This is a genomic window from Pseudomonas sp. S3_G06, assembly GCF_054667565.1.
In genome coordinates this window covers 5,711,627-5,730,712 of sequence record NZ_CP162738.1, presented here as the reverse complement: position 1 = coordinate 5,730,712, position 19,086 = coordinate 5,711,627, and the positions used below count along the sequence as shown (strand labels likewise).

The window sequence follows — 19,086 nt, the reverse complement described above, 5'->3', positions numbered from 1 at the left end:
TTTCAACGGTTGTTCCCCGGAGAACCGCAATGACCGACACCCCGCTGTCCCCCACCGAATTCGAAGCGGCCCTGCGCGCCAAAGGCGCCTATTACCACATTTACCACCCTTACCACGTGGCAATGTACGAAGGCCGCGCCACCCGTGAGCAGATTCAGGGCTGGGTCGCCAACCGCTTCTATTATCAGGTGAACATTCCCCTGAAAGACGCGGCGATCCTTGCCAATTGCCCGGATCGGGAAATCCGCCGCGAGTGGATTCAGCGCCTGCTCGACCACGACGGCGCGCCCGGTGAAGATGGCGGCATCGAAGCCTGGCTGCGTTTGGGCCAGGCTGTTGGCCTCGACCCGGACCAATTGCGTTCTCAGGAGCTGGTGCTGCCCGGCGTGCGTTTCGCTGTCGATGCCTACGTCAACTTCGCCCGTCGCGCCAGTTGGCAGGAAGCCGCCAGCAGCTCGCTGACCGAACTGTTCGCGCCGCAGATCCACCAGTCGCGCCTCGACAGCTGGCCGCAGCATTACCCATGGATCGACCCAGCCGGTTACGAATACTTCCGCACCCGTCTCGGTCAGGCGCGACGTGACGTCGAGCATGGGCTGGCGATCACCCTTGAGCACTACAAGACCCGCAATGGCCAGGAGCGCATGCTGGAAATTCTCCAGTTCAAACTGGACATTCTTTGGAGCATGCTCGATGCCATGAGCATGGCCTACGAACTGAACCGTCCGCCGTATCACAGCGTGACCGAACAACGGGTCTGGCATAAAGGAATTACCCTATGAATTTCGACCGCAGCAAAGTGCCGAGCTGGCGCCCGGGCTATCGCTTCCAGTACGAACCGGCGCAAAAAGGCCATGTGTTGCTGTACCCGGAAGGCATGATCAAGCTCAACGAAACGGCCGCGCTGATTGGCGGCCTGATTGACGGTGAGCGCGATGTCGCGGCAATCATTGCCGAACTCGACAAGCAGTTCCCCGGCGTGCCCGAGCTCGGTGACGACGTCGACCAATTCATGGAGGTTGCCCGTGAGCAACACTGGCTCACCCTTGGCTGATCTGCCGGCCAAACCGCAAGTCGGCCTGCCGCTGTGGCTGCTCGCCGAGCTGACCTACCGCTGCCCGCTGCAATGCCCGTACTGCTCCAATCCGCTGGATTTCGCCGAGCAGGGCAAAGAGCTGACCACCGAGCAATGGATCAAGGTGTTCCGCGAAGCGCGGGAGATGGGCGCGGCGCAACTGGGCTTTTCCGGCGGCGAACCGCTGGTGCGTCAGGACTTGGCCGAACTGATCCGTGAAGCGCGGCAGTTGGGTTTCTACACCAACCTGATCACCTCCGGCATTGGCCTGACCGAGCAGAAAATCAGCGACTTCAAAAAGGCCGGGCTTGATCACATCCAGATCAGTTTTCAGGCCAGCGACGAGCAAGTGAACAACCTGCTCGCGGGCTCGAAAAAGGCCTTTGCGCAGAAGCTGGAAATGGCTCGTGCGGTGAAGGCCCACGGCTACCCGATGGTGCTGAACTTTGTCACCCATCGGCACAACATCGACAAGATCGACCGCATTATCGAACTGTGCATTGCGCTGGAGGCTGACTTCGTCGAACTCGCCACTTGCCAGTTCTACGGCTGGGCGCAGCTCAACCGTGTCGGTCTGTTGCCGACCAGGGAACAACTGGTGCGCGCCGAACGCATCACCAACGAATACCGGGCCAGACTGGAAGCCGAAGGGCATCCATGCAAGCTGATTTTCGTTACCCCGGACTACTACGAAGAACGCCCGAAAGCCTGCATGAACGGCTGGGGCAGCATCTTCCTGACCGTCACCCCGGACGGCACCGCCCTGCCCTGCCATGGTGCCCGCCAGATGCCGGTGCAGTTTCCCAACGTGCGCGATCACAGCATGCAACACATCTGGTACGACTCGTTCGGCTTCAACCGTTTTCGCGGTTACGACTGGATGCCCGAGCCGTGCCGCTCTTGCGACGAGAAAGAAAAAGACTTCGGCGGCTGCCGCTGCCAGGCGTTCATGCTCACCGGCGACGCCAGTAATGCCGACCCGGTGTGCAGCAAGTCCGAACATCATGGCGTGATCCTCAAGGCCCGCGAAGAAGCCGGGACCGCCACTCAAACCATCGAACAACTGGCCTTTCGCAATGAACGAAACTCACGCCTCATCGCCAAGGGCTGAGCCTTTCAGCGCCGCCCAGGCCGTCGCTGCCGGGACCGACTTCGCCGAACTGCAGCTCGGCGCCCATGGCGTGTTCTGGAATGAATATCGCCCCGAGGACGCCGCGTGCCGAATCTGGCATTGGCGCGATGGCGCAGCGAAACGTCTGACGCCGGACGGTTTCAGCGTGCGTAGCCGCGTGTACGAGTATGGCGGTGGTGCGTTTTGTCTGACGCCTGACGGGGTGGTTTTCGTCAATGAAGCGGATCAGCAGATGTATCGGCAGGCGCTGGATGGCGAGCCGGTCGCGCTGACATCGACTGACTGCCGCTACGGCGATTTGCAATTCGCCGCTGGCCGAGTATTGGCGGTTGAGGAGCAGCAGGATCGACATCGCCTGGTGGCGATTGATCCGGCGAGCGGTACGCGACAGGTGCTGGCCGAAGATGCGGATTTCTATGCGTCGCCAACGCTGAGCCCCGACGGCCAGCGCTTGGCATGGATCGAGTGGAGCCGACCGCATCAGCCGTGGACCTCGACGCGGTTGATGGTCGCGCAAGGCGATTTTTCTGCGCCTCGTTGTGTTGCCGGTGAGCAGATTGAGGAGTCGATCCAACAGCCGCGCTTCGACGCCGACGGCCGGCTCTACTGCCTGACAGATCGTGGCGGCTACTGGCAGCCGTGGGTCGAAACGTCCGATGGCTTGCACGTGCTACCGAGTGCAGAGGCCGATCACGCGCCCGCGCCCTGGCAACTGGGCGGCTGCACTTGGCTGCCTGTCGGTGATCAATTCTTAGCCAGCTGGAGCGAGGATGGTTTCGGGCGCCTGGCCCTTGGTGTTGAAGATTTCAGCGGTGACTACAGCCGCTTCCGCCACTTGGCGATGGATCAACAATTCATCTATTGCATCGCTGCATCGCCGACCAGCCCGTCGGCAGTGATCGCCATTGATCGTGTCTCGCATGCCGTGAAAATCCTCGCTGGCGGCGTGGCTCCGTTGCCTGCCGAACGCATCAGCCGTCCGCAGACCTTGCGTTATCCCAGCGGCTCCGGCGAGGCACACGGTTTCTTTTACCCGGCCATGAGCGGTGAAGCGAAACCGCCGCTGGTGGTGTTTATCCACGGCGGCCCGACCTCGGCGTGCTATCCGATCCTCGATCCGCGTATCCAGTACTGGACGCAGCGCGGCTTTGCTGTCGCCGACCTCAACTATCGCGGCAGCAGTGGCTATGGCCGTGAATATCGGCAAGCGCTGCATCTGCGCTGGGGCGAGGTGGATGTCGAGGATGCCTGCGCGGTGGTCAGCTATCTCGCTGGTCAAGGTTTGATCGATGGAGACCGCGCGTTCATTCGCGGTGGAAGTGCGGGTGGCTACACAACGCTGTGTGCGCTGGCGTTCAGACAGGTTTTCCGCGCAGGCGCCAGCCTCTATGGCGTCAGCGATCCGGTCGCGCTGGCCCGGGCCACGCACAAGTTCGAGGGCGATTATCTGGACTGGCTGATCGGCGATCCCGAGCGAGATGCCGAACGCTATGCCGCCCGCACGCCATTGCTGCACGCAGACAACATTCGCGTGCCGGTGATTTTCTTCCAGGGTGAACTGGACGCGGTGGTCGTGCCGCAACAGACCCGCGACATGGTCGCGGCGCTGGAGCACAACGGCATCCCGGTCGAAGCGCATTACTACCCTGACGAACGCCACGGCTTTCGTCGCGCGGCTAACCAGGCGCATGCGCTGGAGCGGGAGTGGACGTTTTATCGGCGAGTGATGGGACTGCCTGACTGAGCCCTCACTTTGAGACTGCGTCGCTCCAATCGCGGGCAAGCCCGCTCCCACAGGTTATTTGGTGTACACAAAAATTGTGATCACTCATGACACTGTGGGAGCGGGCTTGCCCGCGATAGCTATTGATCAGACGCCACTGAACTCAACGCTTGGCGATGATATACACCGCATGCACGATCCCCGGAATGTAGCCGCACAACGTCAGCAGAATGTTCAGCCAGAACGCCCCGCCAAACCCGACCTGCAGAAACACGCCCAGTGGCGGCAACAGAATAGCGATGATGATACGAATGAAATCCATGGGGCAGCTCCTGAATGGGGGTTGGCTCACTTGAGCCATACAAGCTAATCGACCTGCGCCGTTCGTCAGGGTTCAGTGCAATAGCTGCGTTAGGCTCAAGCGAGAATTTTCAACCCATGTTTTTGTACGATGCTCAGTAGTTTGAGCGCCATACCGCTGGGATGTTTGTCACCCGATTCCCATTGCTTGACCGTGGATGCACTGGTGTTGAGATAGCGTGCAAACACCGGCTGGCTGACCTTGTTACGCTCGCGTAGCGCCTTGATCTCCTCAGCCGGGATCGCTAAGGGAACCGATGCCAGACAGGAGTCATCGAATTCTCGCATCGTTGCTTTGTTGATTGCTCCGACAGCAAGCAACGCCCCGGCTGATTCGTGTATCGATTCAAAGACTTCACTTTTGAATTTCTTACTCATGACATATCTCCACAAACTCCTTCATCGCCAACAAGTCGCTGATCTGCTCTTCCGTCAGTTGCGCATAAACCTTTGCCAATTTACGTAAATCCTTCAATTCTGTTGGCGTGATATTGCTTTGATCCTGCTTGGCGAAAAGCACTTGGTAGATCCAGTAATGTCCACCTTTTGCCAAAAGAATCGAACGGTGGCGGTTCGCCTTCAAGCGCTTCTTCCACACGCCTCCGCCAAGATCGTCCGCCTGTCCCTGAAGCATCTGGTGAAACGCCTCCTGCAACTCTTCATCTGTGATCCACGCCCTGCTGGCCTGGAGGGCGAAGCGTTTGGTCTTGAACAACCTCAATGGCATAGGTATCCCTTCCAAAAACATACCACCCAGTGGTACAGATCGCAAAACGGCTTTTTCGGTGATACCGATCAGGCCGTGGCCGCATCCCTTGCTGGCATTCTCTAAAAGACCATCCGCGGTACGATCCCTCAAGCTCTAAATCCCGTCTGTAAAACCGGCCACAAAAAAACGCCCCACGCCAAAAGAATCAGGCGTGGGGCGTGCGTTATACCGCGAGACGGTTCGGGTAATCGGTTGGGGCACCTCAGCTCAGACGGCAATGCCCTTGCGGCATTGCAATTGGGCGGTGCGCACTCGCGAGAAGGCGCGGCCCAAGCGCAGGAGCATTTCGTCGATGTTGGCTTTGCTGACAGTGAGGGCGGGGGTAAAGCGCAGGCAGTCAGGCTGCGCGGCGTTCAATATCAGGCCTTCGTGCAGTGCGGCATGGACGACGGCGTCGGCGCATTCGTCGGACAGCGTCAGCCCATGGAACAGGCCTTGGCCGCGCAACTCGCCGTGGCCGTAGCGGTGCGCCAGTCGCGCCAGGCCTTCGCGCAGGTGCTGGCCGCTGTCGTTGACCTGCTGAAGGAAGCTGCGGTCATGGATGCTGTCGAGCACTACCAGACCGGCCGCCGTGATCAAGGCGTTGCCGTGATGGGTGCCGCTCAGCTCGCCGATGGCGAAACAGCAGGCCTTGCCTCGCGCCAGTAAGGCCGCCAGCGGCAAGCCGCCGCCAAGGCCTTTGCCGAGCACGACGATATCGGCGCGAATGCCGTAGGACTGTTCGGCAAGCAAGCTGCCGCAACGGCCGATGCCGGTCTGCACTTCGTCGAGAATCAGCAGAATTCCCAGGTCACGACACAGTCGCTCGACCCCTTTGAGGTAGTGCTCGGTCGCGGGAATAACCCCGGCATCGCTCTGGATCGGCTCCAGCATGATCGCGATGGTCTGCGCATCAACCGCCGCATGCAGCGCCGGCAGGTCGTTGAATGGCACTCGATCGACCGTCGCCAGACTGCGGCCATGGCAACCCTGCTGCGCCACGATGATCCGCGAAGCGCCACCGCGATGCAGTTGGCCCCATTTGCGCGCCAGTTTGATCGCCGCCTCACAAGCCTCGCTGCCACTGTTGAGCAGGTATGCCTGATCGCTGGACGTGCTGGCGCACAGACGTTCGGCGAGGCTGAACATGCCGCGACTATGCAGATTGCAGCCTGGATTGATCAGCGCCTGAGCCTGATTGGCGATGGCTTTGACCAGCGCCGTGGGGCTGTGGCCAAGGCTGTTGGCGCCGCCGGCCTGGGAAAAGTCGAGGTAGGCGCGATCGTTGCTGTCCCACAGCCATGAACCCTGGCCGCGAACGAACACTTGATGCGGCCGCTCGACACTGGGCATCAGGCGTTGGGCATTGAGATGGTCGGTCATAGCGGATGGCCCCGCCTCGAAGCAGAGGTCGTCCAGACTCGGCGTCTGGCGCCGCAAACTGAACAGATTCATGCGGAAAAACCTCGCTGGAGGTTTTTTGAACTGCCTATGTAATCACGAACGAAGCAAATGGAATTCGTCACGCTTTCTGGCCCTGCAAGCCTTGTGAATGCGGTTAGACTAGGCGCGCAAACGGGCTCAGGCCATTTCGATTTCCCAGCCATTTCGATAAGCGCGACTTATGGATTTCAAACAACTGCGTTATTTCGTCGCGGTCTACGAAGAAGGCCATGTCGGCCGTGCGGCTGAGCGCCTCTCGATCTCGCAACCAGCGCTGTCGCAACAGATCCGTCAGCTGGAGCAGAATCTCGACGTCACCCTGTTCGAACGCAGCAGTAAACGCCTGCTGCCGACCCTCGCTGCGCACACGCTGTACAACCACGCGTTGCCGCTGCTCGATGGCTTGCAGCGGGCGCGCGAGGCGTTGGGTAATTTCAAGGGGCAGGCGTTGCGCACCCTGGCCATTGGTGTGCTGCAAACGGTGCACACCAGCCTTGTGCCGCAGATGCTCGAGCGTGTGCGCAAGGCGCAGCCGCATCTGGTGGTGCAGATCTATGAACTTACGGGGCTGGAAATCGAACGACGTCTGCTCAATGGTTCGCTGGACATCGGCATCAGCTATCTGCCGCCGCGCCAACCCGGTCTGCACGGCGTGTTGCTGTATGAAGACGAACTGACGCTGGTGATCCCTGCAGACCATCCATTGCGCGAGTTCAAGAAAGTCTCGATGCGCCAGGCTGCTGAGCTGCCCATGTTGCTGCTCGGCGAAGAGTTCCAGATCCGGCAGATCTGGCAGGCACAACTGACCAGCCTCGGACGCCGTCCACAGGTGCAGGCCGAGCTGAACACTATGCTGGGGATTCTCGACAGCCTGCCGCACACCCGGCTGGCGACGGTACTGCCGGGACGTTCGCAAAAGGAATACGACGATGAAGATCTGCTGTGGAAACCGCTGAGCGAGCCAAGGGTGCCGTTGCAAGTTGGCCTGGTGTGCCGTGATGTGCAACGCCAGCAGGCCTCGCTGGCATTGCTGCGGACATTGCTTGAAGAGGTGATCGATCGCGAAATGAAGCCGCCTCTCGATCCGCTTGCCTGAAACTTTTCTTCAGGCAAAAGAAAACCCCGCCGAAGCGGGGCTTTGCAGACTGTTTCCCTGACATCCATTTCACTCCGCCACCCTGGCAGAATCCTACGTGTCCGTGTTGTTTACTTTGCGCTTCCTGCGCGACGTCCATGAAATGTAGATTAGCCGTGGATCCAATATACGGATATGGGAGAACAGCAGCACGACACGTAAGCAAATGCTTACATGACGTCTACAGGATCAAAACTGTGCCGCATCCAGCAGGAACAGCGACTCGCTACCGGCCTTGACCGACGCGCTCAACGAGTGGATACGCGGCAGCAAACGGGCAAAATAGAAGCGTGCGGTGCCCAGCTTGCTCGCATAGAAATCATCTTGCGCTTCCTTGCCCAGCGAGGCTTTGGCCATCAACGCCCACATGTAGGCGTAAGCGGTGTATCCGAACGCTTGCAAATATTCGACCGAGGCCGCGCCGATTTCGTTCGGATTGTTTTTCGCCCGGTCCAGCAGCCACGCGGTCAGCTCGTCGAGGGTGTCGACGGCATCGTTCAGCGGCTTGGTGAACTCGCCCAGATCGGCACTGGCGGTTGCGGTGAAATGGCGGATCTCGTCAGCGAACAGCTGGTAGAACGCGCCGCCACTGCCAACGATCTTGCGCCCGACCAGGTCCAGCGCCTGAATACCGTTGGTGCCTTCGTAGATCTGGGTGATGCGCACGTCACGCACCAATTGCTCCTGACCCCACTCGCGGATGTAGCCGTGGCCGCCGAAAATCTGCTGGCCGTGGACGGTGGTCTCCAGCCCCAGGTCGGTCAGAAAGGCTTTCGCTACCGGCGTCAGCAACGCCACCAGATCTTCTGCGCGCTTGCGGGTGGTCGCATCTTCGCTGAACTTGGCGGTGTCCAGTTGCATCGCCACGTACGTGGAGAACGCACGGCCGCCTTCGTTCGAGGCTTTCATGGTCAGCAGCATGCGTCGCACGTCCGGGTGGACGATGATCGGGTCGGCGACTTTGTCCTTGTTCTGCGCACCGGTCGGCGAACGACTCTGCAGACGATCGCGCGCGTATTCAACAGCGTTCTGATAAGAGCGCTCGCCCGTGGCCAGGCCTTGAATACCAACACCCAGGCGCTCGTAGTTCATCATGGTGAACATCGCGGCCAGGCCTTTGTTCGGCTCGCCGACCAGATAGCCGACGGCTTCGTCGAAGTTCATCACGCAGGTCGCCGAAGCCTGGATGCCCATCTTGTGCTCGATCGAACCGCAGTTGGCCGGGTTGCGCGCGCCGAGGCTGCCGTCGGCATTGACCATGAACTTTGGCACCAGGAACAGCGAAATGCCTTTCGGACCGGCCGGGGCGTCCGGCAGCTTGGCCAGTACCAGATGAATGATGTTTTCGGTGAGGTCGTGCTCGCCGCCGGTGATGAAGATCTTGGTGCCGCTGACCTTGTAGGAACCGTCGGCCTGAGGTTCGGCTTTGGTGCGAATGATCCCCAGATCGGTGCCGGCGTGCGGCTCGGTCAGGCACATGGAGCCGGCCCAGATGCCGGCGTACATGTTCGGCAGGTACGCAGCTTTCAGTTCTTCACTGGCGTGAGCGTTGATCGACAGGCAGGCGCCGGCGGTCAGCATCGGATACAGACCGAACGCCAGGCTGGCGGAGTTGACCATTTCTTCGACCTGCGCCGACACGGCTTTGGGCATGCCCATGCCGCCGTAGGCCGGATCGCCGCCAACACCGACCCAACCGCCTTCAGCATAAGTCTGATAGGCCTGTGGGAAACCGGCCGGCGTGGTGACGGCACCGTCCGCCCAATGGCAACCTTCCTCGTCAGCGGCACGGCTCAGCGGCGCGATGCTTTTGCTGGTGACCTTGCCGGCCTCTTCGAGAATCGCTTCAACGGTTTCGGCGTCGACGGTCTCGGCCAGCGCCGGCAGCTCGGCCCAGAGTTTGGCGACTTCGAACACTTCATTGAGGACGAAGCGCATATCGCGCAGCGGCGCTTTGTAGTCAGCCATGGCAAACCTCGCAAGATCTAAACAGGTGGTTCGTGGAATGATATTTTCTGAGCCCGAGTGTACCTCAACAACTTTTGCGACACATAGGGTCAACCGGTGACTGATTTGTTATTTTTAGTCACCGGAAAAAGATCGCCGCGATCTTTCGATCTGCCCTACAAAGCAAAAGCCTGCGCCGGCAAATTCATCAAACAATCACTGCCCGCCTCGATCGCTGCCTGATGCGCAGCCGTACGCGGCAACAAGCGCTTGAAGTAGAACTCGCACGTCGCCAGTTTGCCCTTGAGAAAATCAGCCTCACCCTCGCCCGCCTCCAACTGTGCCTGGGCAACCAACGCCATGCGCAGCCACAGGTAGCCAAGGATGATGTAGCCGCTGTACATCAGATAATCGACCGATGCGGCACCGACTTCGTCCGGGTTCTTCATGGCGGCCATACCGACCTTCATGGTCAGGTCGCCCCACTGTTGGTTGAGCCCGTCAAGTTGCGCGACGAAGCCGCCCAATTGCGCGTGGCCGGCGTTCGCTGCGCAGAACTTGTGGACGATTTTGGTAAAGCCGCGCAGCAGCTTGCCCTGACTGCCCAGCACCTTGCGCCCGAGCAGGTCCAGCGCCTGAATGCCGTTGGTGCCTTCATAGATCGGCGCAATCCGGCAATCGCGCACCAGTTGCTCCATGCCCCACTCACGAATGAAACCGTGGCCGCCGAACACTTGCATGCCGTGATTGGTCACTTCCAGCCCGGTGTCGGTCATGAACGCCTTGCAGATCGGCGTGAGGAACGCCAACAGGTCTTCGGCTTCCTGACGCGCCTCGGCGTCGCTGCTCAGGTGCGCGACATCGAGCATCTGCGCGGTGAAATAGGTCAGCGCGCGGTTGCCTTCGTTGAAGGCCTTCATGGTCAGCAGCATGCGCCGCACATCGGGGTGGACGATGATTGGGTCAGCAGGTTTTTCCGGGGCCTTGGCGCCGGTCAGCGCACGCATTTGCAGGCGGTCGTTGGCGTACTTGATCGCGCCCTGGAAACTCGCCTCGCCCAGACACAGCCCCTGCATGCCGGTGCCGAGGCGCGCGTGGTTCATCATGGTGAACATGCAGTTGAGGCCCTTGTTCGACTCGCCGATCAGGTAACCGGTGGCGGCATCGAAGTTCAGCACGCAGGTGGCTGAAGCCTTGATGCCCATCTTGTGCTCGATCGAGCCGCAGGAAACGCCATTGCGCTCTCCCGCTTCGCCTGCTGCATCGGGCAGGAACTTGGGCACGATAAACAGGGAAATGCCCTTGGTTCCGGCCGGTGCGTCCGGCAGCTTGGCCAGGACCAGATGGATGATGTTGTCGCTCAGGTCATGCTCGCCGGCGGAAATGAAAATCTTGCTGCCGGTGATCGCGTAGCTGCCGTCGGCCCGTGGCACCGCGCGGGTCTTGATGATGCCCAGATCGGTGCCGCAGTGGGCTTCGGTCAGGCACATGGTGCCGGTCCACTGGCCAGCGGTGAGTTTGCTCAGGTAGGTGTCTTTCTGCTCGGCGGTACCGTGGGCGTGGATCGCCGACATCGCGCCGTGGGTCAGGCCGGGGTACATGCCCCAGGACGTGTTGCTGGAGCCGACCATCTCGCTGATCACCAGCCCCAGCGAACTCGGCAACCCTTGGCCACCGTAAGTCGGATCAGCCGCCAACCCATGCCAGCCGCCCTCGACATATTGTGCGAAGGCTTGCTTGAAGCCTGTAGGCGTTGTCACCACACCGTTGTCGAAATGGCAGCCCTCTTCGTCGCCGCTGCGATTGAGCGGTGCCAGCACGTTCTCGCAGAACTTCGCGCCCTCTTCGAGGATCGCGCTGATCATGTCCGGGCTGGCGTCATGCGCGCCGAGACTGGCGTAGTTGGTATGGAAGTCGAAGACGTGATCGATCAGAAAGCGCATGTCGCGCAGGGGAGCTTTGTACTCGGGCATGGTGGCTTCTCCGTCAGCAGATTCCTCCAACCTACTGCCGGCCACCACGCGCGACAATCATCGTGCAGGCGCTGAATGCGCCGTCATCACTCAACCCGCAGCAGCGTCCATGCGCACCGCGCCACGGCGGTTCTGCCCGAACGCCATGACGCAGTTACGCCCGGCGCCCTTGGCGCTGTACAACGCCTGGTCGGCGGACTTGAGCACTTCTTCGGGAGTGCGCTGCTCCACGCGTTCGGCGACGCCGATACTCACCGTCACCGACACTGCCGACGCCCCGGAACCGCTGCGGCGCTGACGACCTTGCTGGTCGTCCTGCGGGCGATTTTCCTGGTTGCGCAACTGAATGCTGTAGGACGCAATCGATTCACGGATCACTTCCAGGTGCGGCATGCATTCCTCAAGGGTTTTGCCTGCAAACACCAAGGCAAATTCCTCACCGCCGTAGCGATACGCCCTACCGCCACCGCTGATTTTCGACAGTTTGCTGGCGACCAGACGCAGCACCTGGTCACCGACATCATGGCCATGGGTGTCGTTGAATTTCTTGAAGTGATCGACGTCGCTCATCGCCAGCACATAGTTGCGCCCCAGGCGCTGCATGCGCTCGTTGAGCGCGCGACGTCCCGGCAGGCCGGTGAGCTCGTCGCGGAAGGCCATTTGATAGGCTTCATGCGCAACCGCGGCCGCGATCATTAGCATCACCTGGCTGCACATGATGTTCAGGGTGAACGGCAGAATGAAGGTCTTCGGCAGCATCCAGAACACCCCGAGCAAGCCGACCAGTTGCGCCGCGTGCAGCGGGCGCGGGTTGCGCCAGTATTGCCAGGCCAGCAGCAGGAAGGCCGAGATGAACACCGGATAGGACAACTGGATGAGACTCATCCATGCCCCATGCAGCGCCGGCCAGCGGATCTCCGACAGCCACAACAGCAGCGCCTGTGGGTAACTTTGCTCCAGGCCCAGCGCCACGCTGCCAAATGCCAGCAGCACGGCAAAGCGCGCGACCATGTCCTGAAACAGATGGGTTCGCTCCTGCCACGCCGCGAACAACCCGAACAACAACGGCAGCAGCAGGCAGACCAGATGAAACACCACCGCAGCGTCCTCGCGAACCTTGCCGTTGTCGCGGTAGAAATCGGTCTGGGTGTCCAGCAGAAAGTAGGCGATGTACACCGTGAGCATCAGAAACAGTTCGCGCTGACGTCGATACACCGCGCAATAAGCGCCACCGAGGAGCAGAACCAATGTCGGCAGAACGTTGAACAGCGACGTGAAAAACACGCTGAGGTCTTTGACGTACGCAGCCGCCAGCCCCGCAAGCAATAACAGCAGTGATGGCAGGAAATGGCTGAAACGTACAGCGGAAGAACGCGGCAAGGGTAAGCTCCGACCCGTCATAGCAAAGAGATGGCATTGTGCCTGCAAAGTGCGGCCAAGCCCACACAATGTGATCCAGATCACACACGGTCTCTATAACGGCCGGAAGCTCGACTATCTGAGCGATCCGCCAACAAAAAAACCGCTGCCCCCTAACGGGAGCAGCGGTTTTCCTCAGACTGCGTTAAGGCTTAGTAGCCCAGCGCGAAGTCTTCTTCTTTCATGTCCATCAGATTGCCAGCACCCGACAGCATAGTGGCCACGTGCGTACGGGTACGCGGCAGGATGCGCTGGAAGTAGAAGCGCGCGGTCTGCAGCTTGGCGGTGTAGAACGCTTCGTCGCTAGTGCCGGCAGCCAGTTTTTCCGCAGCCAGACGTGCCATGTCCGCCCAGAAGTAGGCCAGGCAGGCATAACCGGAGTACATCAGGTAGTCCACGGAGGCCGCGCCAACTTCTTCGCGATCTTTCATGGCAGCCATACCAACCTTCATGGTCAGCTCGCCCCATTCCTTGTTCAGTGCAGCCAGCGGCGCGACGAATTCCTGGACGGCTTCGTTGCCTTCGTTGGTCTGGCAGAACTTGTGGACGATCTTGGTGAAGCCTTTCAGAGCTTCGCCTTGAGTCATCAGCACTTTACGGCCGAGCAGGTCGAGGGCCTGGATACCGGTGGTGCCTTCGTACAGCATCGAAATGCGGCTGTCGCGAACGTTCTGCTCCATGCCCCACTCGGCGATGAAGCCGTGGCCGCCGTAGATCTGCACGCCGTGGTTGGCGGCTTCAAAACCGACTTCGGTCATGAACGCTTTGGCGATCGGGGTCATGAACGCCAGCAGTGCGTCGGCCTTCTTCTTCTCTTCTTCATCGACGCCGTATTTGACGATGTCGACCTGCTTCGCAGTGAAGTACACCATCGCGCGGTTGCCTTCGGCGAACGCCTTCATGGTCAACAGCATGCGGCGCACGTCCGGGTGGACGATGATCGGGTCAGCGGCTTTGTCCGGCGCTTTCGGGCCAGTCAGCGAGCGCATTTGCAGGCGATCACGAGCGTATTTCAGACCGCCCTGGAAGCCGATTTCGGCGTGAGCCAGACCTTGCAGTGCGGTACCGAGGCGAGCGGTGTTCATAAAGGTGAACATGCAGTTCAGACCTTTGTTCGCCGGGCCGATCAGGTAACCGGTGGCGCCGTCGAAGTTCATCACGCAGGTGGCGTTGCCGTGGATGCCCATCTTGTGTTCCAGCGAACCGCAGCTCACTGCGTTGCGCGCGCCAATGGTGCCATCGGCGTTTGGCAGGAACTTTGGAACGATGAACAGCGAGATGCCTTTGGTACCAGCCGGTGCATCCGGTAGACGCGCCAGTACGATGTGGACGATGTTATCGGCCATGTCGTGTTCACCGGCCGAGATGAAGATCTTGGTGCCGGAAACCTTGTAGGAACCGTCGGCCTGAGGCTCGGCCTTGGTGCGCAGCATGCCCAGGTCGGTGCCGCAGTGCGGTTCGGTCAGGCACATGGTGCCGGTCCATTCGCCGGAGACCAGTTTGGTCAGATAGGCTTCCTGCTGCTCAGGGGTGCCGTGCTCGGAGATGGTGTTCATCGCACCGTGCGACAGGCCTGGGTACATGCCCCACGACCAGTTGGCTTCGCCGACCATTTCGCTCACCGCCAGACCCAGCGACTCAGGCAGACCCTGACCGCCGTGCTCAACGTCGTGTGCCAGGCTTGGCCAGCCGCCTTCGACGAATTGCTTGTACGCCTCTTTAAAGCCAGTCGGGGTTTTCACGCCGGACTCGCTCCAGGTGCAGCCTTCGATGTCGCCCACGCGGTTCAGCGGCGCCAGTACCTGCTCACAAAACTTGGCGCCTTCCTCGAGGATGGCGTCAACCATGTCCGGCGTGGCGTCTGCGCACGCTGGCAGGCTCTGATAGTGCGCTTCGTAGCCGAGCAGTTCGTCACGAACGAAGCGAATATCACGCAAGGGGGCCTTGTAGTCAGGCATAGCGATAAACCTCTGCTGATGTAACCGGGAATGAACGACCGTGTTGAGTTGTTGTGACGGTCAAACAGTTGTTTGAAACATACGTTTACGCCGAAATCTTGTCAAGCATCGATCTTTTGCCGTTCGTCATCACGCTCTCCAAATGCCGGAAACGAGAAATCGCCGCGACTTCACGTAAGCCACGGGCGTTGTAAAAAGATTAGTTGAGCAAGAAGGACTTAAACGAAAAACGCCGCGACATGGCGCGGCGTTTCGGGATCTAGAACAAATTCATTCAGGCAAAGGTATCGATGATCGTCCCGAGCACTTCGTCGGATGCCTTGGCCACCTTCACACCCAGCTCTGCCTGAATCTTGCCCTGCGACAGCTCGACGATATTGCTCGTCAGATCCGATTCTTGTGCGCGATCCACACCGCGCAGGCGATTGACCTGCACTTCGGACGACTGGCTGGTCACCGAACGTTCGATAGTGTTGTTGGCGATCTGACTGGCCGCCTGATCAACGCGGTTCTGCCCGGACTGAATCGAGCTCAGTCCCGCATAAAAAGCTGTATTGCCGGAGATTTCCATCGTCACTCTCATCCCTGCAAAGGATCAATGCTCGCCATTGAAGCAGACGCGCCGGCAAAACACCCGTCAAAAACACTAATGGCACAGTGCCTGTTCATAGCGAGAAACTTAATCGAGCAAATCCAGTTGCAAATGCTCCGCGACCGCTTCGGCGCTCAACGCCTTGAGTTTCGGCACCCGGCCCAGGCACGGCGCGGGAATGCGCTCGGCCAGGGTCGCAAGGTTTTCCTCCAGCCGCGAAGTTTTCGGATCGATAATATTGGCCACCCACCCCGCCAATTGCAGGCCATCGCGGGCAATCGCCTCGGCGGTCAGCAACGCATGACTGATGCACCCAAGCCTCACGCCCACCACCAGAATCACCGGCAGCTTCAGCGCAATCGCCAGGTCCGAGAGATTGTCCTGATCCGCCAACGGCACCCGCCAGCCGCCCGCGCCTTCGATCAGAGTGAAATCGGCGTTCATCGCCAGAATCCCGCGCATCGGCGCCAGCAGCGATTGCACCGTCAGCGCCACTCCCGCTTCGCGCGCCGCCAGATGCGGAGCGATCGCTGGCTCGAACGCCACCGGGTTGACCTGTTGATAAGTCAGCGGCAACGAACATTCGGCCAGCAGCGCCAAAGCATCGGAATTACGCAAGCCTTTGGGCGTGACGTCGCAACCCGATGCCACCGGTTTGCCCGCCGCCGTGCTCAAGCCTGCCGACCGCGCCGCATGGAGCAATCCGGCAGCAACGGTGGTCTTGCCGACATCGGTGTCGGTACCGGTGATGAAATAGGCTGCGCTCATAGAGGTTTCTCCAACACGGCGTATACCACCTGATACGTTGCCGGCAGCCCCGACGCCTGACGGAAGCGCTCATACGCGTCGATCAGCCCGAGAATCCGCGCCCGTCCGGTCAAACCGCCCGGCCGCCCGGGATTCAGATTGTGTGCGCCCAGCGCTTTCAGCTCATGAGTCAAGCTGCGCACATCCGGGTAATGCAACACGTGTGGCTGATTCTGCAGCGCCAAAATGCGCATGCCACTGCCGGCACATAACTGTTCATAGCGGGCGAACTCGCGGAAGCGATTGACGTGCACCAACCCGTCGACCTGCTGCCAACTCTCCCGCAATTCGTACAGCGTCCCTGTACACAGACTAGCAAAAGCAAAAATCCCGCCCGGTTTCAGCACGCGCAAGGCTTCGCTGAGCACCGCCTGGAATTCGGCGCACCACTGCACCGCGAGACTGGAGAAAATCAGATCAAAGCTCGCATCCTGCAGCGGCAATCTTTCGGCATCGCCAGCAATGAAATGCTCAGCGCCACCCAATGGCCGTGCGTGATTGAGCATGCCCTCGGCAATGTCCAGCGCGACACCGCTGCCCTGGGTGAAACGCGAGGCCAGCGCACGGGTGAAATAGCCGGTGCCGCAACCGAGATCGAGCCACCGCGACGGCATGAAACTCCCAGGCAAACGCGCAAGCAGCTGCGTGCCGACGTCACGCTGAAACTCGGCGACGCTGTCGTAACTGGCCGCAGCACGGGAAAAAGACGCCGCCACCTGGCGCTTGTCGGGCAAGCCCCCAGGCAGCACAAGGGACAGGTCAGTCATCAGCGCACTCATGAAGAAAAGCCTGGATCGCGCCCGCGACTCCGTGCGGGTCGTCCAGCAGAAAAGCATGGCTGGCCTGTTCGATCAGACCAATTTCGATATCCGGCAACAGCGCGAACAATGCACCGGCCGCTTCCGCCGGGACCAGCGCGTCCTGTCCGCCGAACAGATGAAACTGCGGGCCGCGAAACCCCTGCAACGCCTGGCGTGTGTCCAGTTGCGCAAGGAGCTCCAGACCCGCCATCAGCGCGGCCGGCGCGATGGCTGGCGCGCCACCGAGCAGCAAGCGCGACAAGCCACGCGAGTCTGGTGAACCTTGCGCACATAGCAGAGCGAAGCGCTTGAGCGTGGTACGCGGGTCGGCCTGGCAACCGGCAAGAAACGCATCGAAAGTCTCGCCGGGCATCGCGCTCGGCCACTGTTCATGAGCAACAAACGCAGGGTTGCTTGCCAGCGTGAGCAGCCCGCAGCACGCCTCACCGCGTCGTGCCGCCAACTCAGAGGCGAGCATGCCGCCCAGCGACCAGCCACCGAGCCAGACTTCCTGTGGAATGCGCGCATCGAGTTCGTCGAGCCAGTCTTCAAGATCAGCGGAATCCAGCTCCGGCAGCGGTTCGATCTCGACTTGCAGATGTTCGTCGAGGCCACGCAATGCTGCGGCCAGCGGTTCCAGCGGCGATACGCCGAGGCCCCAGCCGGGCAGCAGGATCAGACGATTACGCATGGCCTGGCTCCAATGACAATCGGGCAAAACAATCTGCCAGCCCTTCCAGCAACTGTTGCACCTGCGCCTCGCTGTGGGCGGCGGTCAGCGTGACGCGCAGTCGCGCGCTGCCGGCCGGCACGGTCGGTGGACGGATCGCGGTCACCATCAAGCCGCGCTCGCGGAGCATTTGCGACAGCCGCACCGCGCGGCCGGCATCGCCGATCATGATCGGCTGGATCGGCGTGAAGCTGTCCATCAGCTCCAGTCCGATCTGCTCGGCGCCGTGGCGGAACTGGCGAATCAGCGTCTGCAAGTGTTCACGGCGCCAGTGTTCGCTGCATAACAGCTCGAGGCTTTTCAGCGTCGCGCAGGCCAGCGCCGGTGGTTGGCTGGTGGTGTAGATGTACGGGCGGGCGAACTGGATCAGGCTTTCGATCAACTCTTCGCTGCCGGCGACAAAGGCCCCGGCTGTGCCGAAGGCTTTACCGAGAGTGCCGACCAGCACCGGCACATCGTCCTGGCTCAGGCCGAAATGCTCGACGATGCCGCCACCGTTGGCGCCCAACGGGCCGAAGCCGTGGGCATCGTCGACCATCAGCCACGCGCCTTTGGCCTTGGCCGCGCGGGCCAGCGCCGGCAGGTCGGCGATGTCACCGTCCATGCTGAATACGCCATCGGTCACCACCAGTGTGTTGCCAGTGGCTTTCTCCAGGCGTTTGCCCAGGCTTTCGGCGTCGTTGTGCAGATAGCGGTTGAAACGCGAGCCGGACAACAGGCCCGCGTCCAGCAACGAGGCGTGATTGAGCCGGTCTTCGAGCACCGTATCGCCCTGCCCGACCAGCGCGGTGACCGCGCCGAGGTTGGCCATGTAGCCGGTGGTGAACAGCAGCGCCCGTGGGCGCCCGGTCAGATCGGCGAGTGCTTCTTCCAGCGCGTGATGCGGGCTGCTGTGGCCGATCACCAGATGCGACGCGCCACCGCCGACACCCCAGCGCTCGGCGCCGGCGCGCCAGGCTTCGATCACCTGCGGATGATTCGCCAGGCCCAGATAGTCGTTGTTGCAGAAAGCGAGCAACGGTTGGCCGTCCACCACCACTTCCGGCCCTTGCGGCGATTCGAGCAGCGGGCGCTGCCGGTAGAGGTTGTCGGCACGGCGGGCAGCAAGGCGTGCGGCGAGATCGAAAGACATGCAGGCCTCGATTTTCAAATGACACAGATCCCCTGTGGGAGCGAGCCTGCTCGCGAATGGGCGTCACATCCAACAGGGATGTTGGCGGCCAAACCGCTTTCGCGAGCAGGCT

At 60.8% G+C, this 19,086-nt stretch carries 18 protein-coding genes; 5 read left to right on the top strand and 13 right to left on the bottom strand.

All coding sequences use genetic code 11. The annotated features are described in order from the left end of the window. Positions 1-29: 29 nt before the first annotated feature. Genes pqqC through AB4N47_RS25560 form a run of 4 tightly spaced genes read left to right on the top strand, consistent with a single transcriptional unit; the run spans position 30 to position 3,951 of the window. Entirely contained in the window at positions 30-782 is a 753-nt protein-coding gene (gene pqqC, locus AB4N47_RS25575) for a pyrroloquinoline-quinone synthase PqqC (protein WP_341638049.1), read from the top strand. Beyond that, on the top strand, positions 779-1,054 hold the full coding sequence (gene pqqD / locus AB4N47_RS25570) for a pyrroloquinoline quinone biosynthesis peptide chaperone PqqD (RefSeq protein WP_341638050.1): 276 nt from the start codon (positions 779-781) through the stop codon (positions 1,052-1,054). Before pqqC ends, pqqD begins: the two co-directional genes overlap by 4 nt. After that, entirely contained in the window at positions 1,026-2,186 is a 1,161-nt protein-coding gene (gene pqqE, locus AB4N47_RS25565) for a pyrroloquinoline quinone biosynthesis protein PqqE (protein ID WP_341638051.1), read from the top strand. Before pqqD ends, pqqE begins: the two co-directional genes overlap by 29 nt. Continuing rightward, positions 2,152-3,951: a S9 family peptidase gene (locus tag AB4N47_RS25560; protein WP_341638052.1), complete on the top strand. Its 1,800-nt coding sequence runs from the start codon at positions 2,152-2,154 to the stop codon at positions 3,949-3,951. Before pqqE ends, AB4N47_RS25560 begins: the two co-directional genes overlap by 35 nt. A gap of 142 nt (positions 3,952-4,093) precedes the next feature. Here AB4N47_RS25560 and AB4N47_RS25555 read toward each other — a convergent pair whose 3' ends face one another. The 4 genes from AB4N47_RS25555 to AB4N47_RS25540 all read right to left on the bottom strand — a co-directional run bounded on the left by AB4N47_RS25555 (position 4,094) and on the right by AB4N47_RS25540 (position 6,493). Continuing rightward, on the bottom strand, positions 4,094-4,252 hold the full coding sequence (locus AB4N47_RS25555) for a YqaE/Pmp3 family membrane protein (protein WP_003228885.1): 159 nt from the start codon (positions 4,250-4,252) through the stop codon (positions 4,094-4,096). A 95-nt stretch (positions 4,253-4,347) separates the two neighbouring features. After that, the gene (locus AB4N47_RS25550; RefSeq protein WP_039757682.1) at positions 4,348-4,668 is read right to left on the bottom strand and encodes a helix-turn-helix domain-containing protein; all 321 of its coding nucleotides are present in this window, start codon (positions 4,666-4,668) and stop codon (positions 4,348-4,350) included. Further along, a complete protein-coding gene (locus AB4N47_RS25545) occupies positions 4,661-5,017 on the bottom strand; it encodes a type II toxin-antitoxin system RelE/ParE family toxin (RefSeq protein WP_341638293.1) in 357 nt (118 codons plus the stop codon). The genes AB4N47_RS25550 and AB4N47_RS25545 overlap by 8 nt, the downstream gene beginning before the upstream one ends. A gap of 249 nt (positions 5,018-5,266) precedes the next feature. Then, positions 5,267-6,493 carry an aspartate aminotransferase family protein gene (locus tag AB4N47_RS25540; RefSeq protein WP_341638053.1) on the bottom strand — a complete coding sequence of 409 codons (1,227 nt, stop codon included), beginning with the start codon at positions 6,491-6,493 and terminating at the stop codon, positions 5,267-5,269. Positions 6,494-6,662: 169 nt separating this feature from the next. Between AB4N47_RS25540 and AB4N47_RS25535 the strand changes: the two genes are divergently transcribed. Continuing rightward, positions 6,663-7,577: a LysR family transcriptional regulator gene (locus tag AB4N47_RS25535; protein WP_071173828.1), complete on the top strand. Its 915-nt coding sequence runs from the start codon at positions 6,663-6,665 to the stop codon at positions 7,575-7,577. Between the two features lie 228 nt (positions 7,578-7,805). Here the strand turns inward: AB4N47_RS25535 and AB4N47_RS25530 are convergent, their stop codons facing one another. From AB4N47_RS25530 to bioF, 9 genes are all read right to left on the bottom strand, one after another. Then, positions 7,806-9,584: an acyl-CoA dehydrogenase C-terminal domain-containing protein gene (locus tag AB4N47_RS25530; RefSeq protein WP_016772869.1), complete on the bottom strand. Its 1,779-nt coding sequence runs from the start codon at positions 9,582-9,584 to the stop codon at positions 7,806-7,808. A 155-nt stretch (positions 9,585-9,739) separates the two neighbouring features. Next, positions 9,740-11,536 carry an acyl-CoA dehydrogenase C-terminal domain-containing protein gene (locus AB4N47_RS25525; protein ID WP_341638054.1) on the bottom strand — a complete coding sequence of 599 codons (1,797 nt, stop codon included), beginning with the start codon at positions 11,534-11,536 and terminating at the stop codon, positions 9,740-9,742. A gap of 90 nt (positions 11,537-11,626) precedes the next feature. Further along, complete coding sequence (locus AB4N47_RS25520) at positions 11,627-12,916, bottom strand: GGDEF domain-containing protein (RefSeq protein WP_039757672.1); 1,290 nt, start codon at positions 12,914-12,916, stop codon at positions 11,627-11,629. Positions 12,917-13,107: 191 nt separating this feature from the next. Continuing rightward, positions 13,108-14,913, bottom strand: a complete 1,806-nt coding sequence (locus AB4N47_RS25515) for a phenylacyl-CoA dehydrogenase (RefSeq protein WP_024014564.1) — start codon at positions 14,911-14,913, stop codon at positions 13,108-13,110. Between the two features lie 274 nt (positions 14,914-15,187). Then, positions 15,188-15,484 (bottom strand): pyrroloquinoline quinone biosynthesis protein PqqE, encoded by a 297-nt coding sequence (locus AB4N47_RS25510; protein ID WP_071173831.1) that lies wholly within the window; start codon positions 15,482-15,484, stop codon positions 15,188-15,190. A gap of 108 nt (positions 15,485-15,592) precedes the next feature. Further along, positions 15,593-16,273: a dethiobiotin synthase gene (bioD, locus tag AB4N47_RS25505; RefSeq protein ID WP_016772864.1), complete on the bottom strand. Its 681-nt coding sequence runs from the start codon at positions 16,271-16,273 to the stop codon at positions 15,593-15,595. Further along, the gene (gene bioC / locus AB4N47_RS25500) at positions 16,270-17,079 is read right to left on the bottom strand and encodes a malonyl-ACP O-methyltransferase BioC (protein ID WP_336342529.1); all 810 of its coding nucleotides are present in this window, start codon (positions 17,077-17,079) and stop codon (positions 16,270-16,272) included. The genes bioD and bioC overlap by 4 nt, the downstream gene beginning before the upstream one ends. Then, entirely contained in the window at positions 17,072-17,803 is a 732-nt protein-coding gene (locus tag AB4N47_RS25495) for an alpha/beta fold hydrolase (RefSeq protein ID WP_336342530.1), read from the bottom strand. The genes bioC and AB4N47_RS25495 overlap by 8 nt, the downstream gene beginning before the upstream one ends. Next, positions 17,796-18,974 carry an 8-amino-7-oxononanoate synthase gene (gene bioF, locus AB4N47_RS25490; RefSeq protein WP_336342531.1) on the bottom strand — a complete coding sequence of 393 codons (1,179 nt, stop codon included), beginning with the start codon at positions 18,972-18,974 and terminating at the stop codon, positions 17,796-17,798. Before bioF ends, AB4N47_RS25495 begins: the two co-directional genes overlap by 8 nt. Positions 18,975-19,086: the final 112 nt, after the last annotated feature.

What these genes read in the sequence shown, in the direction of transcription:
- pqqC (WP_341638049.1), top strand. Translation starts at nt 30, where the DNA reads ATGACCGACACCCCGCTGTCCCCCACCGAATTCGAAGCGGCCCTGCGC.
- pqqD (WP_341638050.1), top strand. Translation starts at nt 779, where the DNA reads ATGAATTTCGACCGCAGCAAAGTGCCGAGCTGGCGCCCGGGCTATCGC.
- AB4N47_RS25560 (WP_341638052.1), top strand. Translation starts at nt 2,152, where the DNA reads ATGAACGAAACTCACGCCTCATCGCCAAGGGCTGAGCCTTTCAGCGCC.
- AB4N47_RS25555 (WP_003228885.1), bottom strand. Translation starts at nt 4,252, where the DNA reads ATGGATTTCATTCGTATCATCATCGCTATTCTGTTGCCGCCACTGGGC.
- AB4N47_RS25550 (WP_039757682.1), bottom strand. Translation starts at nt 4,668, where the DNA reads ATGAGTAAGAAATTCAAAAGTGAAGTCTTTGAATCGATACACGAATCA.
- AB4N47_RS25545 (WP_341638293.1), bottom strand. Translation starts at nt 5,017, where the DNA reads ATGCCATTGAGGTTGTTCAAGACCAAACGCTTCGCCCTCCAGGCCAGC.
- AB4N47_RS25540 (WP_341638053.1), bottom strand. Translation starts at nt 6,493, where the DNA reads ATGAATCTGTTCAGTTTGCGGCGCCAGACGCCGAGTCTGGACGACCTC.
- AB4N47_RS25535 (WP_071173828.1), top strand. Translation starts at nt 6,663, where the DNA reads ATGGATTTCAAACAACTGCGTTATTTCGTCGCGGTCTACGAAGAAGGC.
- AB4N47_RS25530 (WP_016772869.1), bottom strand. Translation starts at nt 9,584, where the DNA reads ATGGCTGACTACAAAGCGCCGCTGCGCGATATGCGCTTCGTCCTCAAT.
- AB4N47_RS25525 (WP_341638054.1), bottom strand. Translation starts at nt 11,536, where the DNA reads ATGCCCGAGTACAAAGCTCCCCTGCGCGACATGCGCTTTCTGATCGAT.
- AB4N47_RS25515 (WP_024014564.1), bottom strand. Translation starts at nt 14,913, where the DNA reads ATGCCTGACTACAAGGCCCCCTTGCGTGATATTCGCTTCGTTCGTGAC.
- AB4N47_RS25510 (WP_071173831.1), bottom strand. Translation starts at nt 15,484, where the DNA reads ATGGAAATCTCCGGCAATACAGCTTTTTATGCGGGACTGAGCTCGATT.
- bioD (WP_016772864.1), bottom strand. Translation starts at nt 16,273, where the DNA reads ATGAGCGCAGCCTATTTCATCACCGGTACCGACACCGATGTCGGCAAG.
- bioC (WP_336342529.1), bottom strand. Translation starts at nt 17,079, where the DNA reads ATGACTGACCTGTCCCTTGTGCTGCCTGGGGGCTTGCCCGACAAGCGC.
- AB4N47_RS25495 (WP_336342530.1), bottom strand. Translation starts at nt 17,803, where the DNA reads ATGCGTAATCGTCTGATCCTGCTGCCCGGCTGGGGCCTCGGCGTATCG.
- bioF (WP_336342531.1), bottom strand. Translation starts at nt 18,974, where the DNA reads ATGTCTTTCGATCTCGCCGCACGCCTTGCTGCCCGCCGTGCCGACAAC.